This is a genomic window from Williamsia limnetica (assembly GCF_003217475.1).
In the GTDB taxonomy this organism is placed as follows: domain Bacteria; phylum Actinomycetota; class Actinomycetes; order Mycobacteriales; family Mycobacteriaceae; genus Williamsia; species Williamsia limnetica.
In genome coordinates, this window is the sequence record NZ_QJSP01000014.1 from 141462 (window position 1) to 162892 (window position 21431).

Annotated in this window: 28 protein-coding genes and 1 pseudogene; 21 read left to right on the forward strand and 8 right to left on the reverse strand. The window is 61.8% G+C overall.

From position 1 onward, the window contains the following. Positions 1-7: 7 nt before the first annotated feature. Complete coding sequence (locus DFR67_RS22255) at positions 8-580, reverse strand: helix-turn-helix domain-containing protein (protein WP_110471657.1); 573 nt, start codon at positions 578-580, stop codon at positions 8-10. Between the two features lie 77 nt (positions 581-657). Between DFR67_RS22255 and DFR67_RS22260 the strand changes: the two genes are divergently transcribed. From DFR67_RS22260 to DFR67_RS22325, 14 genes are all read left to right on the forward strand, one after another. Beyond that, positions 658-1623 (forward strand): NAD(P)/FAD-dependent oxidoreductase, encoded by a 966-nt coding sequence (locus DFR67_RS22260; protein ID WP_110471658.1) that lies wholly within the window; start codon positions 658-660, stop codon positions 1621-1623. A gap of 157 nt (positions 1624-1780) precedes the next feature. Further along, positions 1781-2263 (forward strand): 30S ribosomal protein S16, encoded by a 483-nt coding sequence (gene rpsP, locus DFR67_RS22265; RefSeq protein WP_110471659.1) that lies wholly within the window; start codon positions 1781-1783, stop codon positions 2261-2263. Continuing rightward, the gene (locus DFR67_RS22270) at positions 2260-2502 is read left to right on the forward strand and encodes an RNA-binding protein (protein ID WP_020107279.1); all 243 of its coding nucleotides are present in this window, start codon (positions 2260-2262) and stop codon (positions 2500-2502) included. Before rpsP ends, DFR67_RS22270 begins: the two co-directional genes overlap by 4 nt. Before the next feature lie 28 nt (positions 2503-2530). Beyond that, positions 2531-3055 (forward strand): ribosome maturation factor RimM, encoded by a 525-nt coding sequence (gene rimM / locus DFR67_RS22275; RefSeq protein ID WP_110471660.1) that lies wholly within the window; start codon positions 2531-2533, stop codon positions 3053-3055. Between the two features lie 20 nt (positions 3056-3075). Next, positions 3076-3798 carry a tRNA (guanosine(37)-N1)-methyltransferase TrmD gene (trmD, locus tag DFR67_RS22280; protein WP_110471713.1) on the forward strand — a complete coding sequence of 241 codons (723 nt, stop codon included), beginning with the start codon at positions 3076-3078 and terminating at the stop codon, positions 3796-3798. A gap of 28 nt (positions 3799-3826) precedes the next feature. After that, a complete protein-coding gene (locus DFR67_RS22285; protein WP_245938088.1) occupies positions 3827-4177 on the forward strand; it encodes a YbaB/EbfC family nucleoid-associated protein in 351 nt (116 codons plus the stop codon). A 20-nt stretch (positions 4178-4197) separates the two neighbouring features. After that, a complete protein-coding gene (locus DFR67_RS22290) occupies positions 4198-4533 on the forward strand; it encodes a hypothetical protein (protein ID WP_146240500.1) in 336 nt (111 codons plus the stop codon). Further along, complete coding sequence (locus DFR67_RS22295) at positions 4530-5531, forward strand: hypothetical protein (RefSeq protein WP_110471662.1); 1002 nt, start codon at positions 4530-4532, stop codon at positions 5529-5531. Before DFR67_RS22290 ends, DFR67_RS22295 begins: the two co-directional genes overlap by 4 nt. Next, on the forward strand, positions 5528-5962 hold the full coding sequence (locus tag DFR67_RS22300; protein ID WP_110471663.1) for a hypothetical protein: 435 nt from the start codon (positions 5528-5530) through the stop codon (positions 5960-5962). Before DFR67_RS22295 ends, DFR67_RS22300 begins: the two co-directional genes overlap by 4 nt. 9 nt (positions 5963-5971) lie before the next feature. Further along, positions 5972-6943 (forward strand): hypothetical protein, encoded by a 972-nt coding sequence (locus tag DFR67_RS22305; protein WP_110471664.1) that lies wholly within the window; start codon positions 5972-5974, stop codon positions 6941-6943. A gap of 77 nt (positions 6944-7020) precedes the next feature. Further along, positions 7021-7362 (forward strand): 50S ribosomal protein L19, encoded by a 342-nt coding sequence (rplS, locus tag DFR67_RS22310; protein ID WP_084838604.1) that lies wholly within the window; start codon positions 7021-7023, stop codon positions 7360-7362. A gap of 17 nt (positions 7363-7379) precedes the next feature. After that, complete coding sequence (lepB, locus tag DFR67_RS22315) at positions 7380-8237, forward strand: signal peptidase I (protein ID WP_110471665.1); 858 nt, start codon at positions 7380-7382, stop codon at positions 8235-8237. Positions 8238-8246: 9 nt separating this feature from the next. Further along, positions 8247-8900, forward strand: coding sequence for a ribonuclease HII (locus DFR67_RS22320; protein ID WP_110471666.1), 654 nt, complete (start codon positions 8247-8249; stop codon positions 8898-8900). A gap of 30 nt (positions 8901-8930) precedes the next feature. Further along, positions 8931-9254 (forward strand): DUF2469 domain-containing protein, encoded by a 324-nt coding sequence (locus DFR67_RS22325; RefSeq protein WP_084838601.1) that lies wholly within the window; start codon positions 8931-8933, stop codon positions 9252-9254. Here DFR67_RS22325 and DFR67_RS22330 read toward each other — a convergent pair. Next, positions 9251-10948, reverse strand: coding sequence for a DHA2 family efflux MFS transporter permease subunit (locus tag DFR67_RS22330; RefSeq protein WP_245938089.1), 1698 nt, complete (start codon positions 10946-10948; stop codon positions 9251-9253). The two genes, DFR67_RS22325 and DFR67_RS22330, sit on opposite strands and share 4 nt — an antisense overlap. A gap of 24 nt (positions 10949-10972) precedes the next feature. Continuing rightward, complete coding sequence (locus DFR67_RS22335) at positions 10973-12397, reverse strand: condensation domain-containing protein (RefSeq protein WP_110471667.1); 1425 nt, start codon at positions 12395-12397, stop codon at positions 10973-10975. Between the two features lie 487 nt (positions 12398-12884). On the opposite strand from DFR67_RS22335, the gene DFR67_RS22340 reads away from it, so the two are divergent. After that, positions 12885-13907, forward strand: a complete 1023-nt coding sequence (locus tag DFR67_RS22340) for an alpha/beta hydrolase (RefSeq protein ID WP_211325135.1) — start codon at positions 12885-12887, stop codon at positions 13905-13907. Positions 13908-14070: 163 nt separating this feature from the next. Next, entirely contained in the window at positions 14071-14316 is a 246-nt protein-coding gene (locus tag DFR67_RS22345) for a YraN family protein (protein WP_110471669.1), read from the forward strand. Positions 14317-14852: 536 nt separating this feature from the next. Here the strand turns inward: DFR67_RS22345 and DFR67_RS30595 are convergent. Genes DFR67_RS30595 through DFR67_RS22360 form a run of 3 tightly spaced genes read right to left on the reverse strand, consistent with a single transcriptional unit; the run spans position 14853 to position 15943 of the window. Then, positions 14853-15023: a hypothetical protein gene (locus DFR67_RS30595; RefSeq protein ID WP_158540010.1), complete on the reverse strand. Its 171-nt coding sequence runs from the start codon at positions 15021-15023 to the stop codon at positions 14853-14855. A gap of 60 nt (positions 15024-15083) precedes the next feature. Further along, positions 15084-15524, reverse strand: a complete 441-nt coding sequence (locus tag DFR67_RS22355; RefSeq protein WP_146240501.1) for a hypothetical protein — start codon at positions 15522-15524, stop codon at positions 15084-15086. After that, on the reverse strand, positions 15521-15943 hold the full coding sequence (locus DFR67_RS22360; protein WP_110471672.1) for a hypothetical protein: 423 nt from the start codon (positions 15941-15943) through the stop codon (positions 15521-15523). Before DFR67_RS22360 ends, DFR67_RS22355 begins: the two co-directional genes overlap by 4 nt. Positions 15944-15951: 8 nt before the next feature. Here DFR67_RS22360 and DFR67_RS22365 point away from each other — a divergent pair, with 8 nt between their 5' ends. Beyond that, a complete protein-coding gene (locus tag DFR67_RS22365; RefSeq protein ID WP_245938091.1) occupies positions 15952-16665 on the forward strand; it encodes a GIY-YIG nuclease family protein in 714 nt (237 codons plus the stop codon). Positions 16666-17636: 971 nt separating this feature from the next. On the opposite strand, the gene DFR67_RS22370 is transcribed toward DFR67_RS22365, so the two are convergent. After that, positions 17637-18431, reverse strand: coding sequence for a hypothetical protein (locus DFR67_RS22370; RefSeq protein ID WP_146240502.1), 795 nt, complete (start codon positions 18429-18431; stop codon positions 17637-17639). Positions 18432-18586: 155 nt separating this feature from the next. On the opposite strand from DFR67_RS22370, the gene DFR67_RS30600 reads away from it, so the two are divergent. Together DFR67_RS30600 and DFR67_RS22375 are read left to right on the forward strand one after the other, a co-directional pair. Then, entirely contained in the window at positions 18587-18727 is a 141-nt protein-coding gene (locus DFR67_RS30600; protein WP_158540011.1) for a hypothetical protein, read from the forward strand. Next, positions 18727-18951 carry a hypothetical protein gene (locus DFR67_RS22375; RefSeq protein ID WP_110471674.1) on the forward strand — a complete coding sequence of 75 codons (225 nt, stop codon included), beginning with the start codon at positions 18727-18729 and terminating at the stop codon, positions 18949-18951. The genes DFR67_RS30600 and DFR67_RS22375 overlap by 1 nt, the downstream gene beginning before the upstream one ends. 26 nt (positions 18952-18977) lie before the next feature. Here DFR67_RS22375 and DFR67_RS22380 read toward each other — a convergent pair. Beyond that, positions 18978-19871 (reverse strand): annotated as a pseudogene (locus tag DFR67_RS22380) (IS481 family transposase); the annotation flags it as partial. 653 nt (positions 19872-20524) lie between these two features. Between DFR67_RS22380 and DFR67_RS31205 the strand changes: the two are divergent. Beyond that, positions 20525-20722, forward strand: a complete 198-nt coding sequence (locus DFR67_RS31205) for a hypothetical protein (RefSeq protein WP_281268364.1) — start codon at positions 20525-20527, stop codon at positions 20720-20722. 241 nt (positions 20723-20963) lie between these two features. After that, positions 20964-21263 (forward strand): terminase small subunit, encoded by a 300-nt coding sequence (locus tag DFR67_RS22395; protein WP_146240503.1) that lies wholly within the window; start codon positions 20964-20966, stop codon positions 21261-21263. The last annotated feature ends 168 nt before the right edge of the window (positions 21264-21431 follow it).

Below are 21431 nucleotides of genomic sequence, written 5' to 3' on the forward strand. Positions count from 1 at the left end.
GAACCCCTCAGGTGTTGGTCCGGATATGTGCGCGTTCGCCCTGGGTTCCGTACAGGCACAGGACCTCTGCCGATTCGGGGCCGACGGCGGCAATCCAGTGCGGGACATGGGTGTCGAACTCGACGACTTCGCCGGGCAGCAATGTCAGGTCCTGTTCCCCGAGTAGCAGGCGTACCCGACCGGAGAGCACGTACAGCCACTCATAGCCCTCGTGCACCTTCAATTCGGGTTCGACGGGGGTCTGCGGCGGCATGATCTGTTTGAAGGCCTGGATCCCCCCGGGCCGCCGCGTCAACGGGATGAACACGCGGCCGTGGCGGCGGATGGGGCGCATATGGATCCGTGGGTCTCCGGTTGCCGGTGCGCCGACGAGTTCGTCGAGTGGGATCCCGTAGGCCTTTGCAAGCGGCAGCAACAGTTCCAACGTGGGTTTGCGGCCCCCGGATTCGAGTCGTGAGAGCGTGCTCTCGGAGATGCCTGTGCTCTCCGACAGCTCGGCAAGGGTGATGTCTCGCTCGCGGCGCAGGGCGCGCAGTCGTGGCCCGACTGCGCTGAGAGTCTCGTTCAGCTCCTCGTCCATGGGTTCAGTCTGGCCGAAAATTGCTGATTCGGCAAATAAGCTTGCCGATGCCACCAACTGTGCCGCACAGTGAACCCATGACTGAACAGCTGCAGACAAAGTATGACGCGATCGTGATCGGCGGCGGGTCCGCCGGCCTGAGCGGGGCGGTGATGTTGGGCCGCTCGCGGCGCTCGGTGCTGGTGATCGACGGTGGCCAACCGAGGAATGCGCCCGCAGAGGGTGTCCACGGTTTCCTGACCCGCGACGGGTTGCCGCCTGCCGAGCTGGTGGCCATCGGGCGCGACGAGGCGACGCGGTACGGCGCACGCATACTCGACGACGAGGTAATCACCGTCGACGGTGATGTCGACACGGGATTCGTCGTGCACACCGCAGGCGGCGCGCGTGTCGAGGCGAGACGACTGCTGGTGACCACCGGACTGGTCGATGAGTTGCCGGACATCCCGGGGTTGGCCGAACGCTGGGGCAAGGACTTACTGCACTGTCCCTACTGCCACGGGTGGGAAGTTCGCGATCAGGCCATCGGCGTCGTGGGAGTCGGCGCCATGTCAGTGCATCAGGCGATGATGTTCCGCCAGTTGAGTGATGACATCGTCCTGTTCCTCAACGACGCCCTGACGCCGACCGACGACGAGCGAGCGCAGTTGCTGGCCCGCGGCGTCCGAATCGTCGAAGGTGTCATCGCCCAGGTGCAGTCGACCGACGACGTGCTCACCGGGGTTCGCCTCGCCGATGGAACCGTTGTGGAACGAGCGGCGCTCACCGTGATGCCGCGCTTCGTGGCCAGAGCCGGATTCCTCGAGGGCCTCGGTCTCGTCGCGGACCAACACCCGATGGGCGTCGGGGAGTACTTTCCCGCCGACGAGAACGGAAAGACCTCCATACCGGGGGTGTGGGTCGCAGGCAATGTCACCAATCTGATGGCGCAGGTCGTTGCGGCTGCGGCCGCCGGGGGTATGGCCGGTGCGCAGATCAACGCCGACCTGATCGGCGAAGAGGCGCGAACCGCGGTGGCCGAGGTCGCGCCGTCGCGGCCGTGATTTCTGTCGGGAGGGCTCTCTCTGGCACAATGGCTCCCTGGTTCGCCGGACCCGGCCACGTGCCGACCGGCGGTCACACCACCCCAACAGCAAAACCGGGCGTCCCAACTCGTGGAACGTCGCCGAATTGCACTGTGACCATAGAAGGAAGTAACACGTGTCTGTCAAGATCAAGCTCACCCGCCTCGGCAAGATCCGCAATCCCCAGTACCGGATCGTCGTCGCCGACGCCCGCACCCGCCGTAACGGCCGGGCCATCGAGACCATCGGTCGTTACCACCCGAAGGAAGAGCCCAGCCTGATCGAGATCGATTCCGATCGCGCGCAGTACTGGCTAGGTGTCGGCGCGCAGCCGACCGAGCCCGTCGCGGCTCTGCTGAAGATCACCGGTGACTGGCAGAAGCACAAGGGCCTGCCGGGCGCCGAGGGCACCCTGCGGGTTGCCGAGCCGAAGCCGTCGAAGCAGGATCTGTTCAACGCTGCGCTCGCCGCTGCCGACAACGCCCCCGCCGGCGAAGCCGTCACCCCGAAGAAGAAGGCTGCCAAGAAGGCAGACAGTGACGATTCCAAGGCTGACGCCGCACCCAAGGCCGACGAGCCTGCTGCCGAGGCTCCCGCAGCTGAGGCCGCCGGCAAGTGAGCGTCGTCGTCGCTGATGCCGTCGAGCATCTCGTTCGCGGCATCGTCGCCAACCCCGACGACGTTCGAGTCGAACTGGTGACCGGTCGCCGCGGCCGTTTCGTCGAGGTACACGTCAACCCGGAAGACCTCGGTAAGGTCATCGGGCGCAACGGCCGCACGGCCACTGCGCTGCGCACCCTGGTCACCGGTATCGGTGGCCGTGGGGTCCGGGTCGACATCGTCGACACCGACCGCTGATCGCACCGTAGAAACAAGGCGCTCACAGGTGGATCTGGTCATCGGCCGCGTTGCAAAATCGCACGGAGTGCGTGGCGAGGTGATGATCGATGTCCGCACGGACGAGCCCGACGTCCGTTTCGCTGTCGGCACTGTGCTGCGTGGACGGAAGTCGACCGGCAAGAACACCTTCGTCGAGACCGATTACACGGTGACAGCCGCCCGGAATCACTCCGGGCGGCTGTTGCTGTCTCTCGCCGAGATCAACGACCGGGATTCGGCCTCGGCGCTACGCGGGGTGCTCTTTTTGATCGATGCCGACGACGTGACCTCGGGGGACGACCCGGACGAGTTCTACGACCATGAGCTGCAAGGCGTCCCGGTACGCACCGTCGGCGGCGACGACGTCGGGTCGGTCACCGACGTCGTCCATCTACCTGCCGGTGATCTGCTGTCGGTGGCCATGGCCGACGGTCGTGAGGTGCTGATCCCGTTCGTGACCGCGATCGTGCCGACCGTCAGTCGTGAACTGATCGAGATCGACCCGCCCGACGGCCTGCTGGATCCCGAATGAGCCAGGGGAGTGACCCGGTCATCCGGATCGGCGTGGTCTCGATCTTCCCCGAATATCTCGAGCCGATGCGAATGGCCTTGCTGGGCAAAGCCATCGACCGTGGAATCCTCGCGCTCGACACCTATGACCTCCGGGACTGGACGCACGACGTCCACCGCGCGGTGGACGACTCGCCGTACGGCGGTGGCCCGGGAATGGTCATGAAACCGACGGTGTGGGGGCCGTGCCTGGACGAGGTCTGCCCCGATGACGCGCTCCTGGTGGTGCCCACCCCTGCTGGTGTGCCCTTCACGCAGGCGACGGCGCAGCAGTGGAGCCGCGAGAGCCACATCGTGTTCGCCTGTGGACGGTACGAGGGTATCGACCAACGGGTGTTCGACGATGCCGCCAAACGTGTTCGGGTACAAGAAGTCTCGCTCGGTGACTTCGTCCTCATCGGTGGGGAGGTGGCGGTGATGGCCATGGTCGAGGCCACCGTCCGCCTGATCGATGGGGTGCTCGGCAACAAGAACTCACACCAGCAGGACTCCTTCTCGAACGGTCTGCTCGAAGGCCCGAGCTACACACGGCCGCCCACATGGCGCGGCCTCGATGTGCCACCGGTACTCCTGGGCGGCGACCACGCGAAACAAGATCGCTGGCGCACGGAGCAGTCGCTCGCCAGGACCCGGGAGCGACGTCCTGACCTACTGCCTCCCGACCTGCTGCCGCCTCCCGACACTGACGACACCGCTTCGGGCTAAGCTCTCCGCACGCGAGTGGGGGGTCACGATGGTCGCAGAATCGGGCAGATCCGGGGAGATGAACCGCGCATGGGATGCGATGTTGGCGGATGTCGACGCGCAACGGGCCCAGTTGCGGGCAGCCGAGCAGGAACTCCGGGTCGCCACCGTGGCGGCGACGTCCACCGACCGGCTGGTCAGGGTGGTGATCAACGCCAGAGGTTTGCTGACAGACCTTCACATCGATCCGCTCGCGCTGCGGCGCTATCGAGCCGACCAACTCTCGACGCTCATCCGCGACCTGGTCGAGCGGGCCGACGGTGAGCTGACAAACCGCCGGAACCAGGTGGTGGCGGCGATCGTCCAAGACCAGGGTCCGCACCTGCAGGATCTGGACTGAGTCGACGGGACGGAGGGCGGATGCCGGCGGCACATTCAAGCACGGGGCCTCGGATCGATGCACCGTCGGCGCGCGCTGTGGTGAGAGCGCTGGAGCCGGTCGTCGCCGAGCTCGCGGTGATCTCGGCGGATATGGACGAGCTCGCGATACAGGTGGCACGTGCGTGCGGCGCCCACCCGAGCGGGCACAACTTCGCGCTGGCTCACGCCCGGCTCAGCGCCGAGGCCGTCGCCGGACTCGACCGGGCGCACGTCGCCATCGCCGGCTATGCCGACGGCCTGAACCGAGCGGTCGAAACCTTGGAGGATGCGGACTCGGATGCAGCCGCGTCGGTCGCCGCGAGGGTGATCCGGTGATCCCGACCGACCACCGCGAGCCGGTGGCGTCGCTGTTGCACGAGCTGACCCCGGACATCGACGCGGCCGCACTACTACTTCTTGTAGCGCGCTATGAGGCTTTGGCCCAACGCGTTTCAGAGTGTATCGCCACGGTCGACAACGAAGTCCGTGCATTGACCGAGGCCCTCGATGGTCAGACGTCGGTGGCCGCGGAGGCGAAAGGTCGATTACTGGGTCGCGAGTTGCACGCGGCCAGGGACAAGGTCATGGTCACTGCTGACATCGTCCTGGCCTACGCCGACGCGGTCGAGCAGGCGAAACAACGATTGACCGTTGTCGCGGCGATCGCAGATCGCGACGTCCTTGCCGGGGCAGTGCTCGCAGCGGCGACCGGTGAGGTGGCCACTCAGGCGGGTGCCGAGCGCCTCGCGGCCCGCACGATGTCGGCCGCTGCCGCTGAGCTGGACCACCGCACCGCTCTCATCGCGCGCGACGCCGAGCAGAGCGTCCCCGAACAGGGTCAGCACCCGGGTGGAATGCCGATGACACCGGGGGCGATGATGGCGCCGCTGGGTGCCCTTGCGGGTATCGCGGCAGCCCGGACGGCTTCCGGCGGCGAAGGAAGTGCGCATGTGCCGGACGTCGACCTGGGCATGTTGCGCGCCCGGGCCGCCGTGTTGACCGCAACCCAACCTCCCGAGGTAGCGCCTTGGATACGAGTTGCGGTCGGCCTGGGCATCGACCAAGCGGGTCGCCGCACCGTGGTCGTCGGCACCAGTGAGCCGTGCGGCTACCTGAGGCCTGGCGTGGTTCCGGAGCCGCACGAGGTGGTTGTGGGGGACGGCCGGGCACCCGAACTCGCGTTCATCGGATACTGCCACGACAGAGAGCTCACTCCACTGGCCGTCTGCGCTGCGACACCGCCGTCACCAGAGGTCGCCGCGGCGATCGACGAGTCGGGCGCACACGCCATCGATCCCGGCGGCCACGAAGACCCGTCAGGGCCGGGATTGTGAGCCAGCATCGCATCGATGTCCTGGGCGCAGGGGTCGCCGGTCTCGTCGACCGCGTAAACTCGGATCACCTGGACCGGGTCGGTCTGCTGATCGCGGTGGCTGCCCTCGACGCGGCAGCCGTCCCGACAGAGGGGCTGGTCACCGAGGCACTCACGACCTGGCGCTCCGGGCGGCCCGCCACGGCAAGCCACCGCCTGGCGATCGCGGCGTTCCGGGGACGTCTGGACTCCCTTGCCTTTGCCGCCGCCCACGCCGGCCGCGACGCCGAGTATCGAACGGCTTTCGCGCGGGCGCGGGCGGTCGCCGCCCTGGAGTTCGGCGCGAGCGGGGCCGGGCGAGAAGGTCTGCGCGAGGTGGTGTGCGAAGCATGCGCCGCCGTGGGATCGGCGTCTTTGGTCGCAAACCTCCTGCTCGACCACGTCGGCGACTAATCTGACCCCATGGGCCACTGGTTCACCGAGAACATCATCGACAACGGCCGATTACCGCTGTTCATGGCATACATCGGCTTCATCCTGGGATTCCTCGGAATCCGCATCAGCGTGAGGCTGATCCGGGCCGAGGTCAGCTGGTGGTTCAACAACGTCACCCCCGGCGGGCTGCACATCCATCACGTCGTCTTCGGCACGGTGTTGACGATGCTGTCCGGCCTCGGGCTGATCGCTCTGGCCATCAACGGCTCCCAGACGACGCTGTCGATCTTCGCCGCCCTCTTCGGCGTCGGTGCCGCGCTCGTCCTGGACGAATTCGCGCTCATCTTCTATCTCCGCGATGTCTACTGGGCAGAAGAAGGGCGTGCCTCGCTCGACGCAGTGTTCGTCGCGATGGCGGTCATGGGTCTGATCCTGCTCGGCTACCACCCACTCGACTGGTGGGGCGCCGACACCAACGACATGGCCGCGACGATCGCTGCGGTCATCTATTCGGGACTGGTGCTGGCGCTGGCCGGGCTGGTATTGCTCAAAGGCAAGATCTGGACCGGCTTGATCGGTTTGTTCATCTTCCCGCTCCTCGTGGTCGCGGCCATCCGTCTCGCCCGACCGACCTCGCCGTGGGCTCGCTGGCGTTACACCAAGCGTCAAAAGAAGATGAACGCTGCCGTCAAGCGGGAACGCAGGGTTCGCAGGCCGCTCATCCGGGCGAAGATATTCATGCAGGACCTCATGGCGGGCAAACCGGACGTCGCACATGCCAAATCCGGGGCCGAGGAAGAGTTGAACGCCAAGGTCCACCCCGCGCCTGCCAAAGGCGAGTCCGCAGGGCTCGTGTTGACGGAGGCGATTTCGCCTGGCGGGGGTCCCTCTGGCACAATTGACCAGTTGCCGTTTGACGGTCAGCAGCCCGGTACGCCCGTGGCCGCTGAGACGTCGCGGAGACCACACGAATCGGAGCACGAACCAGTCGAGCCGTAACGCATGATCCTGCGGGGTCCTGTCCAAAGCCGCTAGGTTCCTCTACTCACGCCAACTGCAAGATTGGAACCGACAACATGAACACTCTGGATTTCCTGGACAACAAGTCCCTGCGCGACGACATCCCCGATTTCCGTGCGGGCGACACCCTGAACGTCCACGTCAAGGTGATCGAGGGATCGAAAGAACGCGTTCAGGTGTTCAAGGGCGTCGTGATCCGTCGCCAGGGTGGTGGCGTGCGTGAGACGTTCACCGTGCGCAAGGTGTCGTTCGGTGTCGGTGTGGAGCGTACGTTCCCGGTGCACAGCCCCAACCTCGCGAAGATCGAGGTCGTCACCCGCGGTGATGTGCGTCGCGCGAAGCTGTACTACCTCCGCGATCTGCGCGGCAAGGCTGCCAAGATCAAAGAAAAGCGCTGACGCACTAAGCTTGCGGCGTGGTAGACACCCCCCGCGGCCCCGACGGTTCCAGCACTTCCGGCGACGATACCTACGGAGGCCCGGACTCGCAGGGCGCTCGTCCGTGGCGCAGCCTGGACGACCGTGACGAGAGCAAGCCGAAGAAAAAAGGCTCGATCCTGCGCGAGACGGCGATCATCATCGTCTGCGTTCTCCTGCTGACCTGGGTTCTCCAGACGTTCGTCGGCCGGCAATATGTGATTCCGTCCGAGTCGATGGAACCGACGCTGACCGGTTGTGCGGGATGCACAAACGACCGCATCGTCATCGACAAGCTGGTGTACCGGTTCGGCGAGCCCAAGGCCGGTGACGTGGTGGTCTTCAAGGCCCCCACGTCATCTTGGGACCTCGGATGGCGCTCACCCCGCTCGGACAACACAGTTGTCCGAGGTGCCCAGAACGCGATGTCCTGGTTCGGTTTCGCACCGCCCGATGAGAACAATCTCGTCAAACGGGTCATCGCGACCGGTGGTCAGCGCGTGGAATGCCACAACGCCGACCGCACCGGGGTCAAGGTCAACGGCAAACCGCTGGTCGAGCCGTACATAGACATGAAACTGCAAGAACAGAACGCCGCCATGCGTCCAGGGGATCTGCTGGACGCGAATGGCCAGCTCAATTCGTGCCTCGGCGAGGACTTCGGCCCACTGGATGTGCCGGCGGGACAGGTCTGGGTGATGGGCGACAACCGTGGTAATTCTGCGGACTCGCGCTACCACCAAGACGACGAGCTGCACGGTATGGTGCCCGTCGACGACATCCGCGGCAAGGTCCGCTTCGTCATCTACCCGTTCTCCCGCATGGGTTCGGTCGACTCCGTCAATCCGCAGAAGTAGGCACCGTCAGTGGCAACCCGGTGGCCACCGAGGGTGGCGATCAGACGCGCGGCGGGCCTGCGCACCTTCGAGGCCGCCCTGTACCGCAGCGGGCTGGGGCCCGTTGCCGGGGTCGATGAGGCCGGCCGTGGGGCCTGCGCAGGCCCTCTGGTCGTGGCGGCCTGCGTCCTCAAGCCCACGCAACTGGTGTCGCTGGCCGAACTGGACGATTCCAAGAAGCTCACGGCCAACGCCCGGGAGAAGTTGTACAAATCCGTCACCCGGCACGCAGCGGCCTGGAGCGCGGTGATCGTCGACGCCGCCGAGGTGGACCGGATCGGCATCCACGTCGCAAACATCGAGGGGATGCGAAGGGCGGTGGCGGGTCTGGGAATCGCGCCCGGTTACGTCCTGTCCGACGGGTTCCGTGTGCCGGGCCTCACCGCGCCGTCGCTGCCGGTGATCGGTGGCGACGGAGCTGCCGCGTGTATCGCGGCGGCAAGCATCGTCGCCAAGGTCACCCGCGATCGGATCATGGTCGCGATGGACGCCGAGCTGCCCGGATACGGGTTTGCGATCCACAAGGGCTACAGCACGGAGATGCACATGCAATGCCTCGACGAACTCGGTCCTTCGCAGCAGCACCGTATGTCGTACCGCAACGTGCGCATGCGCGTGCGTTAGACAAGGCGGTACGCAAGTTAGGCTTAGAGCATGAGCGCCGAAGATCTCGAGAAGTACGAAACCGAGATGGAATTGTCCCTGTACCGGGAGTACAAGGACGTCGTCGGTCAATTCACCTATGTCGTCGAGACCGAACGCCGGTTCTACCTGGCAAATGCCGTGGAGATGGTGCCCCGCAACGCGGACGGCGAGGTCTACTTCGAGGTGCGCATGAGCGATGCGTGGGTGTGGGACATGTACCGGCCCGCCCGGTTCGTCAAACAGGTTCGGGTCATCACTTTCAAGGACGTCAACATCGAAGAGCTCGAGAAGCAGGACCTGCGGCTTCCCGAAGACGGGGTGTTGGGGGACTAGCGGTCTGCTTCGGCAGCTGCGGTCACCGGCCGCTTGAGCAACAGGGTGATGCAGGCGAGCAGTACCGCGGCCCCGGCGATCGCCCACAACACCATGGTCAGCGCTCCGAGGAAAGATCGGGCCGCGGCCTGACGTGCTGCTTCAGAGAGCTCAGAGGCCGCGGCTGCGGCGACGGTGCTCCTGATATCGCCCGGGGTCGGTGCCGCTGACGAGGCGTCCGCCGCACAGCCCGGTGGGGTCAGTTCCGGATGCGGGGAACTGAGTTGCACGTGCGCGCAGCGAGTGAACTCATCGACCACCACAGGCCGCAGGGCCGCAGCGACGGTGGTGGATTCGAGCGAGCGGGACAGGGTGATCCCCGCATCGCCTACGGCCGATTGCGACTGCGCGGCAACCTGATTGAAGAACGCGATACTGATCAGGGCCAGCCCGACGGAACATCCGATCTGCTGGATGGTCGGGATGGTGCCCGATGCTGAGCCCACGTTCGACGACGTGGTCCCCGACAGGATCGTCGCCTGCAGTGGTGCCACGAACAAACCGGTCCCGACACCGCCGATGAGTAGCGGCAGCAGAACCGTGAGCAGCTCGAGCGACTCGCCTGCCGGATCGATGACCACGGCGAGCCAACCGAGGCACACCGCGAACGCTGACATTCCGACGGTGAGCGTCCGAGACCCTATGCGCGCGACCAACCACGGCGACACCACCGAACCGACCGCAGCCCCGACAGCGAATGGGAACGTCAGGACACCGGTGCGCAGGGGGCTGTACCCGAGCCCGAACTGCGCGGCGATCGAGACCGTGAAGAAGAACGCCGCGAACACGCTGAAGAAGGTCACCGAGAGCACCGCACCGACCGAGAAACTTCGGTGCGAGAACAGGTCGAGCCGTAGCAGGGGACTGCCGCCCCGGGCTTGCAGTCTGCGCTCATAGAACACGAAGATCGCCAGGAGCAGAACTGCAACGGCGAGCATGAGCAGCAACGACGCAGGCCAGTTTTTCTCACGGCCGACGGCGAGGGGATAGATGAGCATGAACAGCCCGGTGCTCGAAAGCACCATGCCGATGACGTCGAACTGCTCATGGGCCACAGACCGCACCGCAGGCAGATGCCGGTAGGCGATCAAGCAGGCTGCAGCACCCAGCGGGAGATTCACCAGGAAAATGGTCCGCCAGCCCCAGCCGAATACGTCGACGGCAATGAGCACACCGCCGAGCATCGGGCCGAGCATCGCGGCGACCCCGGCCGTGGCGCCGTAGATACCGAAGACCGCGCCATGTTTGGCGCGGGGGAACAGCACCGAGATGATGGCGATGGTCTGCGCCGACGCGGCGGCCGCGCAGACACCTTGTACGCCCCGCAGTGCGATCAGCTCGCCGGCACCGGAGGCGGTGCCGCACAGCACCGACGCGACAGTGAATCCGGTGAGTGCACCGAGGAAGACCCGGCGCCTGCCGAACCGCTCTCCGAGTCGTGAACCCGTCATCAGTGTGCACGCGAACGCGAGTGTGTACACCGTCGCGACGAGAAGCTGCGCCGAGTAGGTCGCGTCCAGGTCGGTCGCGAGGCTGGGCAGCGCGATGTTCACGATGGTGGTGTCCACCATCTGCATGAACACTGCGATGAGGCAGGCGGTGAATGCCCACCATGCCCGACGAGATGAGATCGGGTCGGATTGTGGCTGCGCCACAACCGAATCAGGCGAATGCACCGCCTAGGAGGCCAGTGCCGCCACGGACGGGCTGTAATCGCCGGTGCCGGCGATCGTCGTGAAGATCTCGGTCAGCCGATCGACGTAGAGTTTGATCGCGATGTGGGCTTCGTCGGTGTCGGGGAACAACAGACTGATCGACGTCTGGTCGTTGAATCGATTGATCCAGAGGAAGACTTCCTCCGAACTGCCGCGGTTGCCGAAGAGGCCGGCGTTCAACGCGTCGAACACGTCCACCCCGGGCAGCTTGCGTACGTCGATGTACGACACCATCGGCACCGACCAGCCCGGTTGGACGTCGATGCCGCTGTCGGGTTCGACGAGTTGCATCACCCGGTGAAACGAGACATCGGTGAGTTCTTTGCCGGCGTCGTAGGATTGCTGAGCAGCGCCCACGATCGAGGTGAACGTCGATGACTCCTCGACGGTCAGCGGAACCGGGATCAAACTCGTGAACCAGCCGATCGAGCTGAACTCGGCCGGGGTCGAGCGCGTGCTCTTCGGCGTCAGACCGAAATAGCGACTCTTGCCCGTGAACTCATGACTCGCCAGGGCTGCCACTGCGAGGACGCCGGGAGTGAACGCGGCGCCGTTCTCGCGGCACACCGTAGCAAACCGTTCAGCATCGGCCTCGCTGAACAACGTCGCCGACAGATGCGCGGTGCGGGCGTAGCCGGAGCTCGAAACTCCCAGGTCGAGAGGAAAAGTCGGGAGGGTTCCACCGTTGTCGCGGACCAGTTCCACCCAGCGTTCGACGTGAGGTGATTCGAGGGTGAGTTCAGCCGAGCCAGACCGTTCCCGTGCGCAGTAATCGATGTAGCTACCGACCTCGGCCAGTCCGCTGGGTAGCCCTTGGATCTGAGTCGAGTAGATCTGCAGGAGTTCGACCAGCGCGAGCGCCGATGAAATTCCGTCGGTCACAAGGTGATCGAATGCGGCATAGAGGGTGAAGCCGCTGCCGTGTTCGATGGCGCCGAAGGTGAAGCAGTCCCAGCTGAACGGTCCTGGTGTCTCGTCCTGAACGTGGAGCCTGATCGCGTCGGCCGAGTCCTTGACACCGTGGTCGGTGGGTACGAAATCGATGGCGGCCGGGTCCATCACGTGCCGAACGATCGTTCCGTCGGGCTCGGCCGCGAACCAACTGCTGAACGTGTCATGACGGCGCAGAAAGGTGTTCACCGTACGGGTCATGGCATCGACGTCCAGCGGGGTGTGAAAGTCGAACGCCACCAGGCAGAGCCGCGAAAACCGGAATCCCGCGGATTCGTTGCGGCCCGCTGTCCGCAGGTACTCCTCCTGCTGGTGGGAGGGGGGACTCGGATGTTTCGGCGCCCTTCCGGCCTCGGCGACTGACGCCAGGGAGGCGACCCAGCTGGTAAGCCGCCCGGGAGTGGGTTCCCACTCGTTGATGAGACCGAAATTGACCATCCTGCACTCCTGTCGAAGTCACCTGGCAGGCACGCCTGAGCGCACCATGGGTGGCAAGCTGCACATGTCCGATTGCCATGGATTTTTGTCGGCCCGGGGATTCGCCACTGTGAATAATTCGCCCACCGTGAACGTCGAATTCGTCGCTGAATCGAGTATTCGTCGACATACGCGTCCTCACGCCTTTTGACGTTCGGCCCCGACCTTTCTCGCGTTTGTCGTGCACCGAGAAAGATACATCGAACGGTGTCTTGTGACAACAGTGATTGAGAAATAATCTCGGCGACCACTAACTCTGACTACGTGGACACACTTGTCCTGCTGTGGTAAGCGACAGGCCGCTCGTGGTTTGATGTCGCAAAGATATTGTCGCGCTCCATGTTCTACGTGTTCTACTCTGCTCGCGCGCCGGATGTTGCGAGCTCACCGCCCCTGGAAGGATCTGGACATGAAGCTGTGTTTGCGTAGTGGTTGGCCGCGTCGAAGTATGCGAAATGCAGAAACATTTGTAGTCACTTTTGTGGTGATGGCGTTCGCCCTATCGTTTTCCGGGCCAGGGTATGCGGGGGCGGAGCCTGATGGTGGATTGGTGGCAGCATCCGACGGATCCAACATAGTTAGCATGGCAGATCGCCCGCAAGGAATTGTCGATGTGGTGGTGAAGTCTGCTGCGATGGACTCGGAACTGACAGTGAAAGTACTGCCGGCGACCGATCCGTCACGGCCCGCGCCGACGGTGTACCTCCTCAATGGAGCCGCGGGCGGCGAGGGGGGTAGCAGTTGGTTCGATCAAACCGACATCACCAGCTTCTTCGCCGACCAGAACGTCAATGTTGTTGTACCCATGGGCGGTGCGGCCAGCTACTTCACCGACTGGCGCAACGACGACCCCAAACTGGGCAGGCAGAAGTGGGCCACGTTCCTCACCCGAGAACTCCCGCCCTTGATGGACGCTCAGTTCAACGGCAACGGCCGCAACGCTATTGCCGGGATATCGATGGCTGGGACCTCGGTGTTCCAGCTCGCGCTGAAAGAGCCGGCGCTGTATCAGGCGGTCGGGTCGTACAGCGGGTGCGCGATGACAAGCGATCTCGAGGGGCAGGCCTATGTCCGACTCACCGTCGAGATCCGGGGCGGTGGCAACACCGTGAACATGTGGGGTCCGCCGACCGACCCGGAATGGGTCCGCAACGATCCCTATGTCAACGCTGAAAAGCTCAGGGGCAAAGCCATTTACATATCCAATGGTTCGGGCTTGCCGGGTGAATACGACGTGATCGACGGGCCCGGGATCAACGGGAACGGTGCAAAGCTCACCGAACAGATCGCGGTGGGCGCGATCATCGAGACGGCAACCAACAACTGCACCTACAAGATGCGGGATCGATTGCGGGCGCTGAATATTCCGGCGACCGTAGATCTTCGTGACACCGGTACGCACAGCTGGGGATACTGGCAGGACGACCTCCACAAGTCGTGGCCGTTGCTCAGCGCAGCGCTGAATCGCTGACGGCCTCGGCTCGGCATCGGTGCCGGGTCCAGGTCGGACGCGCAGACCTGGCCCGGTGATCCGAACACCGCCGTTGTCCACAGTTGGGTTGTTTGTCCACAGGTGGCCGCCGGGTGGGGTTGTTGTCTGGGGTTTTGTGGGTGTGGGTGGTCATGGTTGGTTCATGGATCAGTCAGGGGTCGGTGGTGCTCGGCGTTCGCGTCGTGAGGTGGGGCAGTTGGGTGAGGATTTGGCTGCTGATTTTCTCGATGGCTTGGGGTGGGTGGTGTTGGTCCGCAACTGGCGGTGTCGGTATGGCGAGTTGGATCTGATTGCCGCCGAGGGCCCGGACCTGGTTGTGGTGGAGGTGAAGACGAGATCTGGGGCGTTGTTCGGCGATGTGGCTGAGCCCCGGTACACCGCAAATTAGACACAGCCTAGGATCAAGCAAGACGTACCTGATAACAAAGTTCAACAAGAACGGCAATGTGCGTACCAAAATTGACATCACTGATCAATGAAGATCCATGATGATGCAGTCATCGCTTGGGCCACCCATGACAAGGCAGAAGAGAGCTGCCATCAATCCAATGTGACTACATAGACCTTGGAAACGGGTACTTCGACGTGCGCCCAAAGTCGACAGCGTTCAGGTTTTCGAGCCCCGAGGCGGCAACACGATTCATGGATAACCTGAAGAACGGGAGCTACTCGGTTCAGGACAAGCAGCCCTAGAACCCTAACTCGTCATCCCGTACCAGCCTCAGATATTGCCGCTTCTGTCCCCGTGTCCGATTATTGAACGGGGAGATGTGCAGATGCCGCACCTTCCGCCTGGCCCACCGGATATCGCTCGACTTATCCACGAACGCCAGACAGCGCCGCGCAGGTGCCAGCCCCAACCGATCCACGTAAAGCTCGTACATGACAGAGCCATCCCGCTGAGTAACGGTGAGCATGACGTAACTAGAGATACTTCACCCACCAATAGCGGGGAGCCCAGGACACCATCTCGAATGTGTCACCCGGCTCGTAGTAGCAATCGTCGAGCATGGTGGGTTCCAGGACGGGTACCGGGAGGATGCTCCGCTGGACCCAGAGTAGGTTGCGAAGCGTGGTGTTTTGTGGGAGACGCATGAGAACGATTGTCCCAGTGTGGGATTACTGTGGCAACGAGAGCGAGTTAGAAGCCCTTAATCAAGGCGTGACGTCCTCGTCGACCTTGGGCGTCAGCTTAGCTTGCTGTTCTTTGACTTGCTCCACGATTTGAGTGAGGTGACACTGTTTATCGCTTTCGCCTGTGAACTCATACTTGATATTCGGATTCTCTTTCTGGTTCTGGACTGCGTCTTTCTGTTGCTGAGCGCAGTTGGTGATCTGGGCAGGAGTCGAATCCTTCTCCATGATCGCAGGGAGTCCGACTGTGATGATTGCCCCGATCACAAGCGCTATTGCGCCGATGAGCGCACCGCCCCCCGTGCTCATCCAGAAGCGGGACCTTTCGTCGCGGTCACGCTGTGCTGCGGCATCGTCGATTCTTTGGACTTCAGGCTGATTGCCGCTCATTGCAAGTGTCAGCCGGACTAGTTCGATAGGAGACTCACTCGGATTGTCCCGATGCACAATTGGGTCGTTCATAGCTCGTGACCGAAAAGCTCGTCGTTAGTCCAGTAGGGGCTCCGCTTCAGTACAAGCTTGGTTAGCTCGTCGTTCTCCGCAATTAGGCGACGATACTCATCAACTTTCATCTCTTGTTCGCGTGATGTTCTAGCTAGGCGAGCCGAGTAGACGACGGAGATAAAGGAGATGGCAATCGGTGCAGACAGGTACAAGGGGGACGTGGTAGTCCCTGGTGATCCACCCTCAATGATCAAATAGAAAACGAAGGTCATGGTGACCGATACACCGAGAACGATCGCACTAGTGGCAATAATGTGTGCTAGCCGAACCAGTCGGAACTCGCGGACTGCTGCTTTCAAATCAGCCCGCAGGTTTACGGCCCGCTGATACCGGTACAGCAGTATTCGGTCTGCGTACTGCGGCATGAAGTCGTCCATGGACGGTGATGCTACATGTTGAGACACCCAACCTGCTGGTCAGTGGGCTTTTTGGTGTTGTTGGCGTCGCCGGGTTTTTGACCTGGCACCATCACCTCATGACCGACTGGCACGCTGACTACCTTGGATCACGCATCTACACAGGTGACGAGATTTGCGCACGGCCTTGCCCAGTGCCGGCCAATCCTGGTGTGTACGGCTGGTGGTTCCGAAAGATCCCCGGAAACATTGCTACGGGAGACTGTAAGACGCGCGAGCATGACGAGTCGACACTGACACTGCTCTACACGGGCATAAGCCCTAGCAAGCCTCCAGGCAACGGCCGGCCACCTAGTAAGCAGAACATTCAGCGCCGTATCAGGGCGAACCACTTCGGCGGCAATGCGGCGGGATCAACGCTGCGCCTCACCCTGGGGTGTCTCCTGGCTGATGAGCTGGGGACCGAGCTGCGCCGAGTGGGATCGGGGAAGCGCATGACCTTCCATACGGGGGAGACCGTGTTGACCGAGTGGATGAAGCAGAACGCTCTGGTGTCGTGGGTGGTGCACCCAGAGCCCTGGGAACTCGAGGACGAGCTGATCGCGAGCTTGGACGTACCGCTCAACCTGCAGGGGAACAGGCACAACACGTTCCACCCAGAGCTGAGTGCGCTGAGGGTGCGAGCGAAGCGAGGGGCGGAGGAATTGCCGGTGTTGCCTAATTTGAGGCCATGTGCGTTATAGGGTGCGGGCTGAATGGTATTGAACAACATGCCATTCGTGCTTAACTAAAAGTAAGCAGCATCTATCATCAAATGGTGTAGGCCTTGCTCCTGAGAGGAACATCGGAGGGTATTGCAATAAATTCACGATTCTCTATAATTGAAAGTGATGATAGATGCAGGGCACTCCGTAAGGGGTGCTCTTCTTGTAGTCTCGGGAGTCCCTGACTGTTGGCTTCTAGGCGGACGTTAAATGACCTGGTAAAACAGCTCAACGTTTTAAGTCTTCGGTAAAGGCCCGCGGTGTACTGATGTATGACGGAATGCCAACTCTAGCTACTTTAACAATTCAGTCTGCGTTATAGATGGAACGGGGCGTGAAGCTCTCCGCAATGTTGCGGATCTGCTATAGCGGGAGAATTAGGTGAGTTCGTGAGGGTTCGCCCTCTTTTCCACCTTACTTGTCTCTCCCGTTCTGTCTATAACAGTTCAAAGCATGTACATGGGCATACAAGGAGTCCGGTTAGAACAGGTGACACCTGTAAGTGAGACGCTATACAACGGTCGTTCGTTGGCTTGTATGCACTTCATGGCTATTATGTCGAGTATTTATCTTTGGACGGATGCTGAGTACTTACAAAGACCAGCTAGTAGTAAGGTGAAGACCCCAGCAGAGGATCTAATCTGTATGGTTGCCACCGCGCCGCAGATCGGAAGTTCGCCGTCTACTACTAGCAGCCATGCTCATGCTTTGAAGATTGAAGGTAACTGTTCGCGGGTTGGTATGTAAAGCATACGAAGCGGTAGAGGCGGAACGCCACCAAGACCAAGTGGGCGCTGTGAAGATCAGCAGCCCGCGAGCACATACCTTCAACCAGACAGCCTTCACCCACCTTGGAACCCTAGGAAAGGGAGTTAATTATCAAGCAGTGCCTGATTACCTACGACCAGTCCCACTCACTCAGGTATCGCTTCAGTATCAATTCCCGCTGCTTACGAGCTAGAAGGCGGGTCTGTTTGCGTTGGTTCAGTCGGTCGGGATGGCCGCGTCACTTCGGCCGACGACGTAGCCTGCATGGAAAAAGTAGCCTGCGACTTGTTCAGCACAAGGTTCTGGTGAACAGTCGACACCAGGGTTCCGTGGATGTTTTGGATTCCTTCGAGTGCCGCCTCCGTCTCAGCGAAGTTGAAGTCGCCTTCTTCAAATATGTCGCCGACGGCTACCCAGAGTTGAGCATCTAGGATTGACCGCAAGCCATTCAAGTAGTTCACGATCTTTCTGGTGTTTGGTTCTTCGACCACCATCAACGCCCTCGTGATAGCCGCGTCCAGTTCGGCAATCTTGTTGCGGTACCGTTCAAGCGCTAGGTCCGTCGGATCACCAGTTTGAAAAGTGTCATAGGCACTTCGACCTTGATCCTTGAAGATAAACATTGCGGAACTGACGTCGTGCACAGCACCTCTAAGCGAACCGACATGAGACCACATATCCGCTACTACGTTGACCTGCTCCGAGCGATGCGTGGCTTTCAACTGTTCCGTGAGTCGACGATCAGCATCTGCTGCCGCTCGTCGAGCCAGACTTGCCTGGTACGCAGCGATCAAAAGTGCACCTGCCGTCAAGATCCCCGCTACCCACGCAGCGACAGGACCCAACTCTGGCTTCCCCCAGTAGTCAGCTCCACCCCAGGCCAGACCGATCACGGTGCCGGCCAGGAGTGCCAGCGTCCAAACGATCGTCCTCACGGTGTGGGCCTTCGTCCACGTGAACGGTTCCTGCTCACTCATCCCGGTATTGAAGCACGTCAGCCTCACCAGACCGCCGCATCCCACCCCACATCTGACCATCCGATTAATTATCCACAACCCACAACTTGGCTATTGCATCTTCTGGACGTTTGGCTCATAGTTAAAACAGATAACTAAATATGGAGAATCAAGTTATGAGTTACTACGAAGAACTAGTGCAGAAAAAAAGAATCAAGCTCGATATCATGGTGCGTCAGCGCCGGGGGCTACCAACGCCGTCGATCTTTGGTAAGAAGAAGACGCAGACCAAGGTGGTCGCGACGGCGGGCAAGTGATGAGGGTCGAGCCGCTTGATCTGATCTTCGGCGTCGCCTTTGTAGGCATCGCGGTCTTGCTGATCTGGGTCGCCGCTTTTTACATAGTTGACGAGCCGCGCCGTGAACAAGTCTGCCGTGACATGTTCGGGACGGACTACGTCCTCCAAGACCCGTACAGGGGGATCACTGTCTGCACAAGCAGCAAAGGTGACATCAAGGCGTACCCACGGGAGCAGCTATGAGTCGACCCACAACTAAATAAAGCGGCCTAGCTGTTCTTCCCGGGGACGTTGTGCACAGTGATGTGGTCGATGGGTGATTTTCCGTCGATGCCTGTGTGGGGTCTGTGGTGATTGTAGTCGTGGACCCAGTCTTGGTGGGTCGCGGCGCGGGCGTCCTCGGAGAGGTAGGTGTGGGCGTAGGCCCATTCCTGGTTCAGGGTGCGGCCCGAATCGTTCGACTTTGCCGTTGGTTTGCGGCCGGTAGGGACGGGTCCGTTTGTGCTTGATGTCGTCGCTGAGTGTTTCGGCGAATAGCTCTGAGCGGTAACATGATCCGTTGTCGGTGAGTACTCGTTTGGCGACGATGTTGTGGAGGTTGAAGTAGGCGTTGGCGCGGATCCAGAACGCTGAGGCGGTCTCTTTGTTCTCGTCGTGGAGGATTTCTGAGTACGCCAGGCGGGAGTGGTCGTCGACGGCGTGGTGGATGAATGCGTAGCCCAGGCCGTGTCGTTTGATGTTGCGCTTGCCTTCTTGGCGTCCGAGTTTGCGGTGGCCGCCGCCGTCGGGGATTCTGCCGAGCTTTTGATGTCGACGTGGATCAGATCGCCCGGCGCCTCGTGTTCGTAGCGGACCGGTTTGGGTCGCCGCACCGGCAGGCCGGTGTTCTGGTCTAGGTACCGCAGCAGGGGCATCTTGAAGCGCCGTAGGACCGCTCCGACGGTGCTGTGGGCGAGGTGCAGGTGGTAGGCGATGCGGTGTGGTCCCCAGCGGCGTGTGAAGCGCAGGTTGATGATTCGCCGTTCAGTCTTGGTCGGAGTGCGCCCGGGGCTGTGGTGCGGGCGGCTGGAACGGTCGACCATCGCCGCTTCGCCGCCGGGCCGGTAGCGGTCAGCCCATTTCTTGGCGGTGGTAGGTGAGCACTGGAACCGCAGACCTGCCTTCATTAAAGTAGCCGGCTAGAGGTCACGATTGACCTGCAGGTTCTCTACCCGTATGAACCGCACCACGAGGGCACGTACCACCCAGACGGCTTGCAGTTCCGCAAGCGTGCCACGGGCGTGCTCAGTGAGTGGGGGTTGTCGGACCAAGGGGAATGGCTCGGCAAGGTGACGTACACGATCCCGGCGAAGGGGCGGGATGAGACGGTGACTCACTGGGTGCCGGGGTGGGCGTTGAAGCGCGTGGAGTAAGGCCAGAAGTTCTACGCAGTGCGAACATTCGTGTCTTCCGCTGCAGATTGGCATACGCTGCCGATGAACGTCAACGGAGCATGGGGGTCGCGTGGAAACAGACGTATGGATTCCGTTCTTTGCTGGAGTGAGCGCCGCGTGCGTTGCGGCAGTGTCGGTGTTGTTCGTGACTTTCCAACTTAGACTCTCCAAGGACGCCGACTGGGCCGGCCCGCGTAAGCGGTCGACGATGATTTCAGGTCTGACGGAGCTTTGGGTGCCGCTCGCCCTGACGCTCATGGCCTGATGCCCTACTGGATTTCTTGGCAAATAGGCTCGATCGTTGCGTCGTCGCTAGGCCTCTTTGTTATCGGATACGTGTGGAGAGTCCACTTTAAACAGAACAGCCTCGGATTCCCGATACCATCAACACCCGCAGGCGATTCGACAAGCACCAGTTGTGGTTCAGTTGGATCTCGGTTGTCGTCTATACCCTCATGATTGCCATGGGGATCGTCGGTATCGCCTCCGGTGCACTGTGGCCGCTCTACGTCGTCGCGGCCCTCTGTATCTGGCTACTCATCTCCGGTGTCTGGGAAGCCTGGCATCACTTCAAGCTCTAGATGCTCTGTACAAAAGCGCTCTGACGTGCGTAAATAGTCGCAACGACTATGAAAGACCAACCCACACAAGACGTAGAAGACAAAAACCCAGTAGGCCGTCCACTTAAGTACAAGACGGTTGAGGAACCGGAACGCGCGATCAACGCCTACTTCGACATGTGCGATCCACACACCCAACGACGTGTTGTCGATTGCGGTATCAACGAGAAGGGCGAGACCATCTGGCGTCACCGTGAGGGTCATGACCGAGCAGCAGCCCTATACCGTCTCAGGCCTTGCGAGAGCCCTTGGTGTTGATCGAGATACGCTTGTCAACTACAAGAAACGCGATGAATTTTTCGGCACGGTGAACGCTGCGTACCACAGGTGCCACGAGTATGCGGAGTCGCAATTTTATGGACGCGCTGTAACCGGAGCCGCGTTCTCACTGAAGAACAACTGGGGTTGGAAGGATCGACAGGAGCTGACTGGCGCTGAGGGTGCACCTCTGATGACTAGACCCGCGAGCAGTACGGCATGGAAGCTCTTCCTGGCGGCCTAGGAGCGCAGATCTACGCGCAGGGGACACTCGCACCACTCGAACGCATCGCGACCGCTCCAGCGCCTGCAGACGCGTCTCAGGACGAAGATGCAGACGAGGATGATCCCGACAATCCAAGCGGCGCGGACGATGAGGGTGAGAAGAGGTTCCCAAAATCGTCACGCGCAG